Here is a 16,587-nt window from a genome sequence, read left to right as displayed (position 1 = left end):
GGGATGGTCCGCCGACCTTCCACGTTTGCCGTTGGAGCTCGGCATCCGCTGCACCGCGTTTGCGTGTTGCGGCCCAGTCGGCTTCGAGGCGGGACCGGAAGCGGGTTCCGGAGTAGGCCGTGGGGACCGCGTCAATGGGCTCGGTCATCGTGGGGCTCCTTGTCCTTCGGTGGGAGATGAGCCAGAGCACGGCGGAGCAGGGTCGGACGAGCCGGGGAACTGGCGCTTGGTCGGGATGCGCCAGTTTGCCACCCTGGCACGCGGCAGGTGAGCGGGACGGACGTTGTCGGCCTCGGTGCGAGACCGGCTCAAGGTCTTCGGGCTGGCACGGCTAAGGGACGGCCGGGGCGGTGTGGCGTCGGCCACGGACAAACCCACCCGTCAAGGGGATGGTCAAGGAGGAATCGGGCACTGGTCGTCGTTGACGGTCAGACCGCGGACAAGGGGTGCTTCCTCACGGTGACCCCGGCCCGTACGCACATCCGCGTACGGGCCGGACGCTCACCTACCCGGCCCGCAGGCCGGGAGAAACCGAGGACACCGTGCCCGCCGACCTCACACCCGACCCCGCTCGCGAGCACCAGGCCGCCCGTGACCGCCGGCCTTCCGATGACGTCGACCAGGTGCAGGCCCCCTCCACGGGCCCCTCCATCGCCCCCTCCACGGCCACTTCGCCCGCCGGAGACGTATCCGCAGGTCAGCCCCGCAAGTCAAGGGGCCGCGACGCGTTCGACAACCCTCCTAGGTCGACACAGGTCTGGAAGCCGACCGGAGTGCGACGCAAGGAAGTGCTGAAGGCTCTGGGGATCTTCCAGCGGGCTACCGCCGATCAGCTCTGGCGGATGCTGCGCCCCTCCGATAGGCATGACCGGATGACCAGGGACACCCTGAACGCGTTGAAGGGCTCGGGCCTGGTCCGGGTGGAGACGCGACTGGAGTCCGGACACCAGCTGTGGGTGCTCACCGAGAAGGGCCACAAGGAAGCCAAGCTGCTGCTGCCGAAAAACGTACGGATGTCCGCGCTGCGCAAGCTGGAGTTCGACGACGAAGGCCGGCCGGTGGAAGCCGACGGGTACGACGAACACGCCGCCGCCGTCACCTCGACCGCCGCCGTGCTCACCGGGGCCGGGTACGGCACCCCGCTGTCCTGGCAGACGGAGATCGCTTATCGCCTGCCGTACGGGTACACCCAGTACGCCGACCTGACGATGCGCGCCCCGGACGCCGGGGTGCCCGCGATGCTCCTGGAGGTCGATCGCGTCACCGAGCCCGTCGATGACCTGGTCGACAAGCTGCGTCGGTACAGCGACTGGTTCGAGCTCCTGGCGCCGAAGGCCGACGCGAACAAGGAGCGGGCGGCACGGGGCGCGGCGGTGCATGACTTCCGGCTGTGGTCGCGGATCTACCCGCCGACCGGCCGCGAGGGGTACGTGCCGGTGGCGTCCGTGTTCACCGGGAAGACGGCGGCACAGCGGGAGAGCCGGATGCGGCGGCTGGAGCAGGCCGCCCGCACGTATTTCGCCGGCGCTTCGTACCCAGGCCGTAGCGCGGGTATCACGGCCGTCGACTACCACCGGGCGGTGCCCGTGGTCGTCGCCGAGCTGGAGCGGATCACCGCCGACCCGGCCGGGGCCGCTGGTGCGGTGTGGAGGCGGCTCGGGCGCGAGGAGTGGCAGACCCTGCCCGAGGCCCTGGACAACCCTGACGGCGACCGCCTGTACGCCGCGCAGTGGAAGGAGGCCCGCGACCGGCGGGCGGAGCGGGAGGCGGCGGAGCGGGAGGCGAAGCGGCCGGTGTGCGCGCGGTGCGGGGCGAAGTTCTCCGACGAACGCTGGCAGCAGGTGCGGCAGTCCTCGTGGCCCGGGAAATGGGACGACCTGTGCGGGGAGTGTGCGAAGGAGTCCGTCGCCCGCGCGGAGGCCGAGCGGGCGGCGCAGCGCCTGGCCGAGGACGTCGCGGCGACGGCGGCTGAACCGGAGACATTGAGGGTCCGGGGTCTGTTCAGGCGTCGCGGGTAGCTGCGCGACCTCGGGGAGTCTGGGCAAGCCGCCCTTTCGAGGACGGCTTGCCCAGCAGGAGACGGCTGGGCTCAGGAGCCGAGCGCGGGAGGGTTGCTGTGGTGGCGCAGCCGGAGCCACAAGGGGTGTTCGGCGAGGGCGTCGAGCAGGATCGCGGCCACCGACCGGTCGACGGTCCGGGTGCGCTTGACCTCGTCGATCACGAAGGGCGTTTCCCAAGCCCATAGTTCGCGGGCGGCCGTGTTCATCCGCCGGCCGACGATGCCCAGAGCCGTGAGGGCCGGCTTGCCGGTCAGCTCCGGGGAGATGTACTCCGCGATGACTTGGCCCCGGACACCGGGCGGGCCCGGCTGCGCGCACACCCGCCACACCACGTCCAGCTCCTCCACCGTGTGCAGCGACCTCACCCAGGCCCGCAGCATCTCCTCCGTCCAGGCCGCGCGCACGGTAGGGATCGCGTCCTCGTACGAATCGGTCTCGGTGTCGATCGTGAACCTCAACGCCCACCCCCAAGCTCAGCGTCTTGTGCCCGGACGCTACCCGGCGCGCACCGCCGCAACGGGGCGTTCTGGGGGAGTGGGCAAGCCCAAGGGGACTCTGGGCAAGCCGCCTCGGCCGGTGGCTTGCCCACCCCGGCCGGAGCACGCCGGGCGGGGCGGCGTCGGTCACGGCCCCGCCGCGCAGTTGCCCGGTGAGGCCGCGGCTGACCGATGGCCGGTGATCGGTCGGCGGGGGAGTTGCATGGATCGGTCACGGGGCCTGACGTGCGGTTTGACCGATGGACCGAGGAGATCGGTCACGCCCGCCCGGGTTACCGATCTGTCCGGCGGGCAAGCCCAAGGGGACCCTGGGTAAGCCACCCCCCGGACGGGGTGGCTTGCCCACCCCGGGCGGGGTGGGTAAGCCACCCCCCGGACGGCGGCTTGCCCACCCCGCCCGGGGTGGGCTGAGCTGGCCAAGCCGCGCCGGACAGCAAGGCCCGACCGGAGGAGGACACGGTGCGCGGTTTCGAGACGGGCCAGACGGTCGTACGGCGTGATGTGCACCGGTCGGGCCGGGTGTGGAGCGAGCAGGCACTGCGGGTCGTCTGCGACACCGGCGAGGCGCTGGTGACCGCCTGCGCGCCCGGAGCGCAGGCCCGGTGGCCCGCCCTGTATGCGCAGGCCCGCGCGGAGGGGGACCGGTCGGTGCGCACGGCGGCGTTCGATGCGATGGCGGACGGCCGGTGGGAGCTCGCGGGCGCGGTGTGGCAGGAGACCGACCTGCTGCTGTGGAAGCCGCCCACGGCCTGGTTCAGCATCAACGCTTTCTTCGTGCCCGACGGGGACGGGCGCCGGCTGCGGAACTGGTACGTCAACTTCGAGCACCCCACCCGCCGCACCGCGGCTGGGTTCGACACCCTCGACCTCACCGTGGACCTGGTGGTCACGCCCGACCTCGCCAGCTGGGAGTGGAAGGACGAGGACGAGTACGCGCACGTGCGCCGTCTCGGGATCGTCTCCGACACCGAGCACCGGGCCGTCGAAGCCGCCCGCGGTGAAGTCCTGGCGATGCTCGCCGAACTCTCCGGGGTTTTCGCGCAGGCGGAGCGGTGGGCGGCTTGGAGGTGGGAGCCGGCCTGGCCCACGCCGTGCCTACCCCGGCCTACGGCAGCCGCGGAGAGGGTTGCACCGGAAGGGGGCTGAACGGTTGCCTGGAGGGTTGCTTTCAGCGGGGGACCGCAGGTGTGACCGGGAGTGGGAGCCCGGCAAATCGGACACTGCCCATTGTTCCTGGTCAGCCCCACTGGGCAAGCCTGTCCGCGCCGATGACACCTCTAATTCGTTAGCAATTAGAGGTCCTGGATCTCTGGTGGGCCCGGGGCGGCGTGTTCAGCCCGGGGCAGGACGTGTGTGGTCCGGTCGGTGCCGTGGTGACCCCTACGACACCTCCGACCGTGCGAGGTCTGCAGAAAGACCGGTGGCGCTGGGTGCCGGCCGGTCCTCGCACGTTCTGCCCCCACGGGCCCGTCGGGTTCGGGAACCTTGACGGATGAGCTGCCGCACGGTGACGCGTTACTCCTCACGAGCTTCGAGCTCTGGACACGGCGTGCGCCCGTGCGGTCCGGCGGTGCCGCGCACGGCTGATGAGGTGGCGGACCTTGGAGTCCTGGAATTAGTGCGCCGTGCGGCCCGTGTGCTCGCCGTCAACAACAGCACCGGCGAAGGGGCGGGGAATGGACGTGTTCTGCGGGATCGACTGGGCGGAGGGACACCACGACGTCGCGATCATCGACAACACCGGCAAGCAGCTGGCCAAGTGCCGCATCGACGACGACCTGGACGGCTACCAGCTCCTGCTCGACCTCCTGGCCGAGCATGGCGACAGCGCCGAGACGCCGATCCCGATCGCGATCGAGACCAGTCGCGGCCTGCTGGTCGCCACCCTGAGGACCGGCACCCGGCAGGTGTTTGCGGTCAACCCCATGGCAGCATCCCGCTACCGCGACCGCCACGGCGTGAGCCGCAAGAAGTCCGACCCCGGCGACGCCCTGGTCCTGGCGAACATCATCCGCACCGACATGCACATGCACCGACCGCTGCCCGCGGACAGCGACCTCGCCCAGGCCATCGGCGTCCTCGCCCGCGCCCACCAGGACGCGATCTGGAACCGGCAGCAGCTCGCCAACCAGCTCCGCTCGCTGCTGCGCGAGTACTACCCCGCGGCGATCGAAGCCTGGCGGGACAAGGCCGGCGCACTGACCCGGCCGGATGCCCGGAAGGTCCTCGGGGCGGCTCCCACCCCCACCCAGGCCGCCGAGCTGCCCGCGTGGAAGCTCCGGCTGATGCTGACCAACGCCGGCCGCAAACGCGGTATCACCGAGGACGCCGAACGGCTCCACACGCTCTTCCGGCAGCCCGCCGGCCGTCAGCCCGCCGCGGTCGAGGAGGCCATGGGCCTCCAGGCCAAGGCCCTGCTCACGCAGCTCAATGCCGCCTGCAAGGCCGTCGACGAGCTCGCCAAGGCGGTGGAGCGGACCTTCCGCACCCACCCCGACGCGCCGATCATGCTGAGCTTCCCCGGCGTCGGTCCCGGCGTCGGCGCCCGGCTCTTGGCCGAGATCGGTGACGACCGCACCCAGTTCGCCACCGCCGGCGGACTGAAGGCATACGCGGGCGCGGCCCCCATCACGCGGGCCTCCGGCAAACGCAAATACGTCGGCCGCAGGTTCGTGAAAAACAACCGGCTCAACCACGCCGGCTACCTGTGGGCTTTCGCCACCCTCAGCCACTCACCCGGCGCCAACGCCCACTACCGGCGCCGACGCGAGGCCGGAGACTGGCATGCCCAAGCCCTGCGGCACCTGTTCAACCGCATGCTCGGCCAACTCCACCACTGCCTCCAGAACCGGGTGACCTTCGACGCATCCATCGCGTTTCCTCCTCCCACCGCAGCTGGCTGATCACTGAGGGCTCGGCTCATGACAGGCTGTCCTCCTGAGCACTGAGGGGGAGCCATGGCAGAAGTCGGCGGATGGATCTGGGAACGCAACCTGCGGTCGTTCCTGGAGTTGCTGTCGCACTACGTGGGCTACGGCTTCGACGCCACCGACTGGGAGACGGTGGCACTGGCGATCGAGGCGACCGACGACGAGCGGACCGACGGCTGGTACTCGTACCCCTTGGTCGGCGAGCACCGCGAGGTCGAGATTCGGCTTGCCCGCGCGGTCGGCGGCGATGAGGTCAGGCTGGCCGTGAATGGGGCTCTGACGCCCGAACTGGAAGTCCGAGCGGACACCTTGCTGGCCGCTTTTGCAGCTGGCTGACCAAGGTCAACTTGACCCGTTAGCCGCATGAGGTGTCTTTCCTACGCGATAGCCGAAGGGAAGAGGCCATGTCCCAGCCCGGGGCGGCCGGAGAGCGCCTTGCCCGCCGTCACCGCCGGGCGGAAAGATCGGCACGACACTGACGTCACGACCGAGGGGGAAGTACACGGTGAGCAACAAGCTGCTGGCGCCGGACGGATGGCTCGTGCTGGGGCTGCCCTGGCCGGAGCAGACCCAGGACGGCTGGGGCGAGTGCGCGGTGGCCATCGCCCCGACGATGATCCCCCGCGACCTCGTCAGCAAGAGCGCCGGCATCGCGCTCGACCTCGCGACGGGCCTGGCCCGCGACCCGAAGGACGGGCCCGGCAAAGCGGTTTTCTTTTCCGACGTCACCCTCTGGCTCGACAAGCAGGGCAAGGACTGGGCCGACTTCGGCGCCGACTACGAAACCGTCATCGACGAACTCGTGGGGGCACCGGTCCCCCAGCTCTACATGACGCTCGTGCAGAAGGCCCACGCCATCCTGTGCGACGCTAGCCGCGACGGGGTGCGCCTGTACTACCCGGGCGGCGACGTCGAACACGTCACCCCGCAGGTCCGCGCCGACGTCCACGCCGCCATCACCACCAGCCTGGAACGGGACTGGCCGCCCTACATCCAGGGCCTCATCGACCGCGGCGCCTTCCAGACCCGCTAGCCGGGCCGCACACGCGACGGGCCCGGCCTCCATCCAGGGCGGGCCCGCCGGCCATCGCGGCCCTCGCTGTCGGTGGCGGCTGGGAGGCTGGTCGGATGAACGCTGATGACGAGCAGCTGCTGCGCGGCCGGGTGTACGGCCACGATCACGACGACCCCAACCCGGGCCCGCTGCCGCACCACACGTACGCCGTCCTGGTCGGCGGGCCGTTGGACGGACTGCTGCTTGACATCACGGGCTGGCGGCCGGAGGAGATCGAGGACGGCGTCGCCCTGATGACCGAGTTGGGGCGGTGGCCCGGCGGCCGGGCGCTGTACGACCCATTTCGTCGGTGATGTCACCGGGGCGGAGTGCGCTCATCCCCCCACCGTGGACGACTGCCCCCGCTGAAGGCCACATCTCCAGAGCGCAGACCTGGGACGTGCGGCGGCGATAGCGCCAGCTGCAGCGGCTGCTGGAGATGACGGGGGCGCTGGGGCTGTTCACGATGCGCGACGGCCAGACACCGACAGCCGCCTCCTGAGACGGAGACTGGCCTTCAGGCCGGGGTCAGTCGTCATGGGCCTGTGCCGTGGATGCCCGGGGCCGCGCGGGGGTCAGGTGTGGATGCGGCTGTTGGGGCCCTCTTGGTCGTCGGCGGTGTCGTCGTTGAACCAGTAGTCGCCGGCGGCGAGGTAGCGGAAGGAGTGGGTGCTGTCCTTGGGGAGTTCGACGGTGACGGCCCGGTTGCCGTCCTTGCGCGGGGTGAGGGCGTGAACGCCGGGGCGCCAGCCGTTGAAGTCGCCGACCACGCTGACCTCGGCCGCGGGGGTGTCGGCGGGCAGGACGAAGGTGACCTTGGCGGAGTTCTTGCGCAGGGCGCGTTCCAGCACGGCAGGGCTCCAGACGAGGGTGAGGCGGCTCAACGGACCCATGCTCGACGGCGGGCATGAGCTGGGCCCGCTGACGTCGCCGTACCAGTCGCCGGGTCACCCACCCGCCACACCCGGCACGACCCAGGCACCCCCGCGTGTGACAGTCCAGATGGGAAGACTGAATCACGGGTTGTCCCACGCAAGCAGGGCCCGGCCGCCCGGTAGCCACACCGGTCGGGCCCTGCGCCACACAGCCCAGACACACAGACGACCCTGCGCGGGGCCTGCGCCTTCACGTCGGCCTTGGTCGCCAGCGCCTCAACAGTCTGGCCGAGCTCCTCGTGGGTGTGCTCGACCTGCTCGCGCAGCTCTTCGGAGGTAGGCGCACATCCATCGCCCTGGGGCTGATCGTATCTTCGGGGCAATACCCCGCCGCTCCCGTTGCAGGCCGACTTACTGCAGTAGTTTCAGGGCTGCAGTCGCCAGTCTTTGGGCAGTGAGGTGTTGTTCGTCGCCCGGCAGGATGAGATGGCTGATGGTCATGCGGACGATGACGTCCGCGGCCATTTGCAGAGACTCTGTGTGCTGTTGTGGGTATCGCGTGGCCAGCCAGCCCTGGACGAGGGTTTGACCGGCGTCGAAGATCGGGTCCGCTCGGGCGGTGAGGTAGGGCAGGAGGCTGTCGGAGCCCTTTCGGGCGGCTGTGATGACGGCTTTTATGAGGGGCTGATTGTCGGCCTCCTGAAGTACGTACAGGATGGCCGCCCGGAGGCAGGCATGGGAATCGGGCGCGCCGGGATAGAGGGTGTCGGCCACACCCGCCAGAAACTGCTGGGTTTCACGGACTACCAGCGCACGGCCCAGGCCGGCGCGGTTGCCGAACTCCTTGTACACCGAGGGGCGCGACACTTCGGCACGGGCGGCGACGGCCGAGAGGCTGACCTGGTCCCAGCCGGCTTCGCAGGTGAGGTCGCGAGCGGCGTCCAATACGCGCTGCCTCATCTGTTTGCGCCAGGCGACGCGCGGGGGGTCGGGTACCGACCCACCTGTGAGTGCCGCCGCTTCGATCCGGTGCCTTGCCGCCGCCATAGTGGCCAGTCTGTCAGGGGCCGAAGCCCGTCCGGCGAGCCGGGCTCGTGAGTGCGGGTCCGGCGGGCGCGCGGTGGTGCCGACCCTTGGAGAGGAGTCGGGGCCGGCACCACGTCTTGGCGCCCCAAGTGATCCGAAGGGATCAGGAGCGCTTGCGTCGCGCCGCGAAGAGGAGGCCGCCGCCGATGGCGAGGACCACTGCCGCGATGCCCAGCGGCAGGGCAGGGTTGGAGCCGCCTGTCTCTGCGAGCGGACCGCTTGCGCTTTGCGGCTTCAGCCCGGAGCCGCCATCGGTGCCGTCGCCGGCTTGCACGCCCGGTGAGGCGGCGGGGTCACTTCCGGCGGACTGACCGCTTCCGGCGGGGGCGTCCCCTTGCCGGCCGGGGGAGGAGGCGTCGGAAGCATTTCCCGGGCTACTGCTGTTCTTGGCGCCGAAGCCGTAGGCGCCCCGGTCGGGCGTGCCAACGGCCCGGCGGGCTCCGGTGAAGTCGGTGGTGACGGCGGCGAACGGCGTACCCGAGCCGGCGGCGGGGGAGCCCTCGCTCAGCCGGAAGTCCGCGTCGGCTCCGGTGCCCGTCTTGGCGAACTTCGGATCGGCGATGACATCGTTCGGGCCCTGGACCTCGGGGGCCTTGCCGCCGAAGTAGATGTTGTAGTCGTAGGTGACGTCCACGTTGCGGGACTTGCTGTTCGTCGCTTGCCCCGGCCGGCCGTACGCGATGTTGTTATGCAGCCGCACGTCGGTACTGTCGTGCGCGAAGATGTTGGCGTAGCTGTCCATGCGGGTGCTGCGCCCGTTGGCGTAGGCCGTGTTGTGGACGATGTCGACGTGCTGGCTCTTGTAGGAGTGGATGCCGGAGCCGCCGTTGTCGTAGGAGAGGTTGTTGGCGACCAGTACGCGTCCGTTGTAGGCGGGGTGATCGGCGTCGCCCTTGAGGGTGTCGATGATGATGCCGTTGCCGTCGGAGTAGCAGCCGCACTTCTCCCATTTGATCTTGGTCTCGTTGTCGTGGACGCGATTGCCGGTGATGCGGATCTTGTACGTCCCGGCGTCGCCGCCCCCGACGTCGCGTGGGGTGAGGACGGAGATGCCGCTGGTTGCGTACACCGCGTACCAGGAGGTCCCATGCACGTGGTTGCCGGAGATGGTCACGTGGTCGGAGTCGATGGCCGATATGCCGCCGCCGGCGCAACCGTGCACCTCATTACCGGCCACCTCGACGTGGTGCGACAGCGCACCCGTGGCCCGGTCCTGTTCCAGGGAGATGCAGTTGGTGTTGTAGGTGGGGTCGCCCTTCTTCGATTCTCGTTCGGCTCCGGCCAGGGTGAGGGCTCCGTTGTTGCCCTTGACCTCTAGGTTTTTGATGGAGATGTAGGAGGCGCCGGAGACGCTGATGCCGTTCCACGCCTTCACCGGGTGGATCACCGGATGGTGGCCGGGATGAGCGGTGAAGGTAATGGGGGCTCCGGGGAGGCCGGAGCGCTTGATGGTCAGCACGTTCGACCCCGCCGAGCGCTCGGAGTACGTGCCGTTCATGATCGAGACGGTGTCGCCCGGCTCGACGCTGTCCGCGGCCTTCTGGAGGGTTCGGAAGGGAGCTTGGGTGGACGTGCCCGAGTTGCTGTCGTTGCCGCTGGGGCTGACGAAGTACGTGCGCGCTGCGGCGTGCGCAGTACCGGCTCCCATGGTGGCGAGGCCGAGCGGGGCGGATGAAGCGAGCAGTGCTGCGGTCAGGGCGAGGGTGCTCGTGCGTTTCACTGTTGCCTGGTCTCCCAGTTTGTCCTGGTGAAGCGGCTGGTGCCCTCCGTGGGCCGTGGCCGCGAGCAGAGAGCACGCAAAGGGAGGCGTTTCGTCCGTATCGCCGCGCTGGGGCACGGCGCCGGGCGGTGAAGCCGGGGGGCGTTGCGCTCCGAAGTCCGCTGTGAGGGGGGTGAGTTACTCGAGTGACAGTTCCAGACTCGAAAATTGAACGCAACCCCGGACTATGTGTAAACGTTCTGACAGTACGTCATGTCATTGCTCTGTCTGGCTGACGCTGCGGAGGACCGCAGGGTGCCCGGCCTGCCCTCTGCCAGGGGTGCCGGGCCCGGCTTGTGGAGTCACAGCAGAGGCCGGCTCACCCGGGAGCCTGACTCAGCAGGGCTCTCTGGCCGCACCCACGCGCCCTACATGCCCTGTTCGGGGGAGGCTTCCGGTAGGCCACGGAGAGCCGGTAGGGAGGCCATCCCCGAGTGGTTCTGACTCCGCCCTTCGAGCCGATGCTCGCCCAGGCCGCCGAGTACGTTCCGGGCTCCGGCGTCCTGGCGAGCGGCTTCGCGGCGGAGCAGAAGTTCGACGGCCACCGCGCAATTCTCTTCACCCCCGCGACTTCGGGCGGCCGGCTGCTCCTGCAGACCCGGCGCGGTTCCCTGGTCCAGGACCGATTCCCCGATCTGGTCGCGGCCGCTGGGCAGCTGCCGGAGGGTCTGGTCCTCGATGGCGAGCTCGTCGTCTGGGACACGGCAGCCGGCCGGCCCGCAGTGCTGCGCGCAGCGGGGAGAACGGGTCCGGGGCGCGGCCGGTGGACGCTTGGCGCTGGCGTAGGGCAGGGACGGCGCTAGAGCGTGTCTCTTTGATGGGTTGGTCAGTTGATCGGATGTGTCTGTCCGATTAGTGATCACTGATGCGATGTGGGGCCGGATCGAGCCGCTGATGCCGGCCGATCCGGTCCGCGGCCGGCGGTGGGCCGACCACCGCCGCACCCTTGAGGCCATCGCTTGGAAGTACCGCACGAGCTCGCCCTGGCGGGACCTGCCCGACGAGCTCGGGTCGTTCCAGACCGCTCACAAACGACTGCTCAGATGGGCCGTCGACGGCACCTGGGAGAAAATCCTCGCCTCCGTCCTGGCAGCGGCGGACGCCGACGACGACATCGACTGGACCGTGTCAGTGGACTCCACGGTCGTCCGGGCCCACCAGCACGCGGCCGGCGCACGCAAAAGGGGGCGGCCCGCTCCGGCGAGCCCTCCGATCACGCGCTCGGACGCTCACGCGGCGGGCTGAGCACCAAGGTTCACCTGGCCGCGGACGGTGGGGCACGGCCGCTGGCATTCACCGTCACCGCAGGCCAGGCCGGTGACGCACCCGCCTTCGAGACGGTGACGGCCCGCATCCGGGTGCCCCGCACAGGCACGGGCAGGCCGCGGACCCGCCCCTTCGTCGTTCTGGCCGACCGGGCCTACTCCTCCCGAGCCATCCGCAGCCACCTGCGACGCCGGGGCATCCGCGCGGTCATCCCGCAGCCGTCCGACCAGATCGGCCACCGCCTGCGGCGAGGCCACCGAGGCGGCCGCCCGCCTGGCTTTGACCGAGAGGTCTACAAGCAGCGGAACACGGTCGAACGCTGCATCAACCGGCTCAAGCAGTGGCGCGGCCTGGCCACACGAACCGACAAGCTCGCCATCGCCTACCAGGCCGCACTCCACCTCGCCGGCATCCTCATCTGGACCCGACGCTGACCAAAGAGACAGAACCTAGTCGTAGGCGCCGGACGAGTGCGCTGCCGGGGCGGCGCATGATCGGTTCTTCGGTGAACGTGTTCCGCCGCCGGAGTGAGGCGTCCTCCACCCGGTCGAATCGGCGGGGGGCGGCCCTGTATCACCGGGGCCATGATCATGGCCCGCTGGTCTCGCCGGGCGGGAAGCGGCGTTCACGGTCCGGCAGGGCAGTCACGAGGGTATTTAAGCCCTTTACTTGGCTATTTACCGTCATAAACCGCTCCAGCTTGATCACCCTTCGTAGCGTCATATGTGGGTCCGGGTCACGCGCGTCCCGGGGCCTGCCGATCTGAGAGGACTGTCATGGAGTCTGGGGCAACGACCGCGGAAGAGCGGTTGGAGCGGTTGCAGGGTCTGCTGTCGGGTTCGCGAAGCGATTCGCGGACGGCACGGAATCTGGCGCGGGTGCCGAAGGCGAACGTGTTGTTCGGGGTGCTGCTGCATGGTGCGGACCGGTTGCGGCAGGGCGAGGAACTCACCGATCTGGAGCACGTGCTGTTGGGCGTGCTGCGGGAGTCGCTGGGGGATGAGGAGGTCGGGGAGTGGGGCCGCGTCTACCGCGAGTCGGTGTCGGCTCGCGGGGCGGCGCTGACGGGGGTGCCCGGGGTCATCACGGGCCGTTCGGTCTCCGAGGGGTACGGCTTCGCGGACTTGGCCGAGGACATGCCGGCGGTGACGGCGGAGTGGTCGGCGCAGTCGAACTGGTCGGCGGTCGCCCCCGAGTCGCTGGCGGCGGGGGAGGCTTTCGACAGCCCGGAGTTCACCGAGGGGATGCGCGAGTGGGGATGGGCTGTGACCGTCCCCGCCGATCTGACCGCGCAGAGCGCCGGCGACGAGCCGCAGGAGCCGCAGGAAAACGATGAGCGGGCGGGCCTGTACCGCGTCAGGCTGGACTACGAGAACTTCCACGTGCACCGCGAGGTGGGTGACGGGTGGCCGGGCACCAGGGACGAGATCCGCTGGATCTCCGGAGGCCAGAGCGACACCAGGCAGCACGCCGTGCCGTACCTGTCGCAGGAGTTCGGCGGTCACCAGACGGACAGGGGGCAGACACCGGCGTTCACCGGCCATCGGACGGCTTTCCATGGTGATGCTCGGCTCGGGCTGGTCCTGAGCGTCGCGTGCTGGGAGTGGGACACCGGCGACGGCAACGACGACAGCTTCCGGGAAGTCATGAACCGGCTGAACGAGAATCTGCTCTTCAACCTCATCTGGGATGCCATCGGCACGTTGTCGCCCGACCTCATCGGATACCTGATGGACCTCACGTCCATGGCGATCACCATCACCAACCTGATCGCGAGGAATGACCTCTCCGCGGCCCGCTCGCTCTACCTCGACCAGAAGGCCCTGGCCGCGCTCTCCCACACCGGCAGCGCGCAGTGGCACTTCGCCGGTGACGGCCACCACGAACTGAAGGTGAGGTTCACCGGAGACAAGATCCCCTTCCCCGCCAACGACCTGCAGTGCGTCATCCGCACCGACACCACGTGGAGCGCGCCGACCACCCTGCCCTTCCAGGGTCTGAGCGGCCCCACCCTGGCCGTCCACGACAACAAGCTGTACCTCTTCTACATCCGCACCAACGACCAGGCCGTCATGTGGGCCAGCATGGACACCAGCGGCAACTGGACCACCCCCGCCCGGGTCTCCACCGACCGCAGCTGGCACGCCCCCGGCGTGACCTCGGCCAACGGAAGGCTGTACTACGCCGTCACCGGGATGGACAACAAGGTCTACACCCGGACCTTCGCCTCCGGAACCTGGCGCGGCCACGACGTCAGGCCCGGCTCCGCGCTGCACAGCCCCGCCCTGGCCGCCCTCGGGGGGCAGCCCTGGATGGTCGTCTGCGGTCTCGACGACCGCCTCTATCTCGCCCGGCACAACGGCACCGCCTGGAATGCATGGTCCGAGGACAACCTCGACTGGAGGGTGGACACCCACGTCGCCCTGGCCCCGCACGGCAACCAGCTGTGTCGGATCGCCACCGGCAAGGACCAACGGATCTACACCAGCGTCAGCACCAACAGCGGCTGGGTGAACGGCGGCATCGCCTCCCCCAACTGGCGCGCCTCCCACGCTCCCGCCCTCGCGGCCAACACCGCCGCCAACACACTGGCGATCCTCATGCGCGGCACGGACGGCGCACTCTGGGCGGGTGAGTTCAGCGGTTCCTGGCACAGCGCCCACAGGGTCCCCGGGGCCGCGGCCAAGGAAGCAGCCGCCGCCGCGTACTTCAACAACAAGCTCTACGTGATGTACGTGGACAGGCCGGGGCCCGGGCTGGCGATCTGAACGAAGGCGCGCCGGATCGGGACGGCCCGCCCGCGGCGCTTGGACTGGTCCAGCAGCATCCGTATGGTGGCGTCCCGAGATACGGGCTTGTGCCGCTGGAGCACGGAGAGTTCGGTGGTCACGGGCACCACTATGGAGGCCGTAGTGCCGACGCTGTGACCCGATTACACGGGTCGCGGCCCCGTGCGTGAACCGCTCAGACGGCGAAGAATGATCTCCTGTGAACGATACGACCCCAGTAGGAAACATCCCCAGAAACGTCGCCGCAGGCCGGTGCCATTATGTGTGCCCGAATCCATAACATTTCAGAAGTTGATCTATGGCTGTCTGGGACCGGTCTCTTGACCGATTTCGGATGTGACTCCGTGCTCGACGGCTGAGGCGCCTCCGAACACTGTGCCGGTACGAGGGGCTTGCGAGGACGTGGACGCGCCGCCGGGCCGGCCTGGTGCTTGCCGCGGCCATCCGCCGGTCGCTGCGTCGCGCCCTGTCGGCGAGGTCCGTGCTGCACGCTCATGGGGGACGGAGCACGCTCTCCTCCGGCCCCGCAGACACCGAGCCCCCTGTAGGCAGGACATGACCCCTTCGCACACCACCGACGAGCAGCTTCTCGCTGCCCTCACGGCCCTGGGCATCGACGTCCCCGACGACCTGGGCCACAGCAGCCACGACCCCGAACTGCGCACGGCCGCTCTGTGGGCCCTGCTCTGGCGCTCCGCAGGCGTCGGCTACGAGGAATCCGTTGCCGGCCCCGGCCACGCACGCGCCTACTTCACCGGCCCCTGGGAGTGGCCCCTGGCCGAGGACCAGGTCCGGCGTGCCTGGTTCGAACTCGGCTTCGCCGGTGACCGGCTGGACTCCCTCACCATGACGGTGCCGCCCTGGTCGGTCGGACTTCCCCACGAGGACGCTCCCGACGACCCCACCGTCGCGACCGACGGATGGGCGTACGCCGCGAGCACCGCTGTCGGCCTCGCACAGGCTCTTCTCGGTCCACTTCGGTGGATGTCGTCCCAGCGTGCCCCGGCCGCCATCTCCCAGGCCGACTGCATGCTACGTCGCCTCCAGGCCACCCTCGAGGAACTCGGTGACGCCACCGCACACCCCCGGTGCGAGAACTGCGACGGCCTCCAACACACGACTGCCACTGTCCCCGAGTGCCTCGACTGTTCAGTCTCCGAATCAGCCACCAAGACGGAGGGTGCCGAGTAGACGGCGGCAACCCACGACAGAGATGCTCCGCGCCGGTTGCCCCCAGGCAACCGCAGCGTGCATGCCGTACTTCCGGTTGCCCATAGGAAACCGGGCCGACGAGCCCCAGGTGCCGACTCACCTGAACGAGCTCGGCGGCCTGCACATCGGTGCCGAGGGCCGTTCGTCGTTCGGCCGCCACTGGCAACGTCTGCTGAGTGAGCGTGGTTCATTCTTGACCTACGGTCGACAGGCATGGTGGCGTAGGGCACCGTGACAGGACCTCGCATGACCCGCCCGACCGTCGAGGTGCTGCGCCTGCTGCTGTCGGCGCCGCCGCACGAGCCGCTGTGGGCCACGGGAATCGGCGAGCAGACCGGCCTGGACTCCGCCGCATCCGCTTCCACGACCTCCGCCACTCGACCGCCACCCTGCTCCTGGAACGCGTCGACCTCGTCGTGATCAAGGAACTCCTCGGCCACGCCCACATAGGCGTCACCGCCGGCGTCTACGCCCACGTCCGACTCGGCCTCCAACGCCAAGCCATCGACAGTCTGACGGGTGCTCTCAACGCAGCCCCTGGCACTGCCTTCGAGCCGCCCGCCGCACCAACTGTCCGCTGACGTTGCCGTCAGCGTTGCCGTCAAGCGGCCAGATGCCCTCCCGAAGGGTCCGGGAGGGCATCTGGTTGTTTATTGCTCGACCCCCTTCACAAGACGCCTGGCAGTATGCCGTGTCCGTTGATTAGCCCAATCGGCCGTGGACAATCCCCGAAGTAGGACCAATTGGTCTCCTGGGATAGCCCTCTCAGACATCCAGCAGACTGCACGCTCTGCCCAGTGACTGCTCCGACTTCTGATCGCCATTGCCAGCACGTCATCGACTGGGACCAGGCTCTCAAGCCCGTCCGGTGACAGCTTGAACCGTTCAGCAGCAGACGCCAAGCCTGCTCGCAGCGACGACTCATCTGCGTCCAGAATCGTCACCCAAGACGAGGGAAGACCTTCCGCCGAGGATTCGACTACACCATCGAGTCGGCCTAGCGTCCACACTCCCTTCCTGTCGAGCCCCAGCCAAATGCCGGTCTCGCTGATTTTCGTC

16 protein-coding genes and 1 pseudogene are annotated in these 16,587 nt (G+C 69.3%); 11 read left to right on the top strand and 6 right to left on the bottom strand.

Going from position 1 to position 16,587, the window contains the following annotated elements:
* Window positions 1–446: 446 nt before the first annotated feature.
* A complete protein-coding gene (locus tag Sspor_RS01290; protein ID WP_308445511.1) occupies window positions 447–2,018 on the top strand; it encodes a replication-relaxation family protein in 1,572 nt (523 codons plus the stop codon).
* A 71-nt stretch (window positions 2,019–2,089) separates the two neighbouring features.
* Here the strand turns inward: Sspor_RS01290 and Sspor_RS01285 are convergent, their stop codons facing one another.
* On the bottom strand, window positions 2,090–2,518 hold the full coding sequence (locus Sspor_RS01285) for a hypothetical protein (protein WP_202197315.1): 429 nt from the start codon (window positions 2,516–2,518) through the stop codon (window positions 2,090–2,092).
* Window positions 2,519–3,016: 498 nt separating this feature from the next.
* Between Sspor_RS01285 and Sspor_RS01280 the strand changes: the two genes are divergently transcribed.
* From Sspor_RS01280 to Sspor_RS01260, 5 genes are all read left to right on the top strand, one after another.
* Window positions 3,017–3,703, top strand: coding sequence for a ribonuclease FAU-1 family protein (locus tag Sspor_RS01280; protein WP_202197314.1), 687 nt, complete (start codon window positions 3,017–3,019; stop codon window positions 3,701–3,703).
* Window positions 3,704–4,233: 530 nt separating this feature from the next.
* Complete coding sequence (locus tag Sspor_RS01275; RefSeq protein ID WP_202197313.1) at window positions 4,234–5,460, top strand: IS110 family RNA-guided transposase; 1,227 nt, start codon at window positions 4,234–4,236, stop codon at window positions 5,458–5,460.
* Between the two features lie 54 nt (window positions 5,461–5,514).
* Window positions 5,515–5,823: a hypothetical protein gene (locus Sspor_RS01270; protein ID WP_202197312.1), complete on the top strand. Its 309-nt coding sequence runs from the start codon at window positions 5,515–5,517 to the stop codon at window positions 5,821–5,823.
* A gap of 169 nt (window positions 5,824–5,992) precedes the next feature.
* A complete protein-coding gene (locus Sspor_RS01265; RefSeq protein WP_202197311.1) occupies window positions 5,993–6,520 on the top strand; it encodes a hypothetical protein in 528 nt (175 codons plus the stop codon).
* A gap of 95 nt (window positions 6,521–6,615) precedes the next feature.
* Complete coding sequence (locus Sspor_RS01260; RefSeq protein ID WP_202197310.1) at window positions 6,616–6,855, top strand: hypothetical protein; 240 nt, start codon at window positions 6,616–6,618, stop codon at window positions 6,853–6,855.
* A 261-nt stretch (window positions 6,856–7,116) separates the two neighbouring features.
* On the opposite strand, the gene Sspor_RS01255 is transcribed toward Sspor_RS01260, so the two are convergent.
* The 4 genes from Sspor_RS01255 to Sspor_RS01240 all read right to left on the bottom strand — a co-directional run bounded on the left by Sspor_RS01255 (window position 7,117) and on the right by Sspor_RS01240 (window position 10,222).
* The gene (locus tag Sspor_RS01255; protein WP_202197512.1) at window positions 7,117–7,392 is read right to left on the bottom strand and encodes an isoamylase early set domain-containing protein; all 276 of its coding nucleotides are present in this window, start codon (window positions 7,390–7,392) and stop codon (window positions 7,117–7,119) included.
* A gap of 29 nt (window positions 7,393–7,421) precedes the next feature.
* On the bottom strand, window positions 7,422–7,799 hold the full coding sequence (locus tag Sspor_RS41430; RefSeq protein WP_372499552.1) for a DUF3618 domain-containing protein: 378 nt from the start codon (window positions 7,797–7,799) through the stop codon (window positions 7,422–7,424).
* A gap of 28 nt (window positions 7,800–7,827) precedes the next feature.
* Complete coding sequence (locus Sspor_RS01245) at window positions 7,828–8,463, bottom strand: TetR/AcrR family transcriptional regulator (RefSeq protein WP_202197309.1); 636 nt, start codon at window positions 8,461–8,463, stop codon at window positions 7,828–7,830.
* A gap of 142 nt (window positions 8,464–8,605) precedes the next feature.
* Window positions 8,606–10,222: a right-handed parallel beta-helix repeat-containing protein gene (locus tag Sspor_RS01240; RefSeq protein ID WP_202197308.1), complete on the bottom strand. Its 1,617-nt coding sequence runs from the start codon at window positions 10,220–10,222 to the stop codon at window positions 8,606–8,608.
* Window positions 10,223–10,695: 473 nt separating this feature from the next.
* Between Sspor_RS01240 and Sspor_RS01235 the strand changes: the two genes are divergently transcribed.
* From Sspor_RS01235 to Sspor_RS01225, 3 genes are all read left to right on the top strand, one after another.
* Window positions 10,696–11,064 carry an ATP-dependent DNA ligase gene (locus Sspor_RS01235; RefSeq protein WP_237403584.1) on the top strand — a complete coding sequence of 123 codons (369 nt, stop codon included), beginning with the start codon at window positions 10,696–10,698 and terminating at the stop codon, window positions 11,062–11,064.
* 67 nt (window positions 11,065–11,131) lie between these two features.
* A protein-coding gene (locus Sspor_RS01230; RefSeq protein WP_372499549.1) for an IS5 family transposase occupies window positions 11,132–11,961 on the top strand; the annotation gives its coding sequence in 2 pieces (ribosomal slippage) (window positions 11,132–11,470 and window positions 11,473–11,961; 828 coding nt in all).
* A gap of 444 nt (window positions 11,962–12,405) precedes the next feature.
* Window positions 12,406–14,295, top strand: coding sequence for a Kelch repeat-containing protein (locus Sspor_RS01225; protein WP_202197307.1), 1,890 nt, complete (start codon window positions 12,406–12,408; stop codon window positions 14,293–14,295).
* Here Sspor_RS01225 and Sspor_RS01220 read toward each other — a convergent pair.
* Window positions 14,250–14,417, bottom strand: coding sequence for a hypothetical protein (locus tag Sspor_RS01220; protein ID WP_202197306.1), 168 nt, complete (start codon window positions 14,415–14,417; stop codon window positions 14,250–14,252). The two genes, Sspor_RS01225 and Sspor_RS01220, sit on opposite strands and share 46 nt — an antisense overlap.
* A 454-nt stretch (window positions 14,418–14,871) precedes the next feature.
* On the opposite strand from Sspor_RS01220, the gene Sspor_RS01215 reads away from it, so the two are divergent.
* Window positions 14,872–15,507 (top strand): hypothetical protein, encoded by a 636-nt coding sequence (locus tag Sspor_RS01215; protein WP_202197305.1) that lies wholly within the window; start codon window positions 14,872–14,874, stop codon window positions 15,505–15,507.
* A gap of 353 nt (window positions 15,508–15,860) precedes the next feature.
* A pseudogene (locus tag Sspor_RS01205) lies at window positions 15,861–16,109 on the top strand (tyrosine-type recombinase/integrase); the annotation flags it as partial.
* Window positions 16,110–16,587 lie beyond the last annotated feature (478 nt).

The organism is Streptomyces spororaveus (genome assembly GCF_016755875.1).
Taxonomy (GTDB): Bacteria; Actinomycetota; Actinomycetes; order Streptomycetales; family Streptomycetaceae; genus Streptomyces; species Streptomyces spororaveus.
This window is presented reverse-complemented; position numbering and strand designations above follow the sequence as displayed.

Excerpts from the sequence above, each read along its gene's own strand:
- Sspor_RS01275 (WP_202197313.1), top strand. The coding sequence starts at position 4,234 with ATGGACGTGTTCTGCGGGATCGACTGGGCGGAGGGACACCACGACGTC.
- Sspor_RS01270 (WP_202197312.1), top strand. The coding sequence starts at position 5,515 with ATGGCAGAAGTCGGCGGATGGATCTGGGAACGCAACCTGCGGTCGTTC.
- Sspor_RS01260 (WP_202197310.1), top strand. The coding sequence starts at position 6,616 with ATGAACGCTGATGACGAGCAGCTGCTGCGCGGCCGGGTGTACGGCCAC.
- Sspor_RS01245 (WP_202197309.1), bottom strand. The coding sequence starts at position 8,463 with ATGGCGGCGGCAAGGCACCGGATCGAAGCGGCGGCACTCACAGGTGGG.
- Sspor_RS01215 (WP_202197305.1), top strand. The coding sequence starts at position 14,872 with ATGACCCCTTCGCACACCACCGACGAGCAGCTTCTCGCTGCCCTCACG.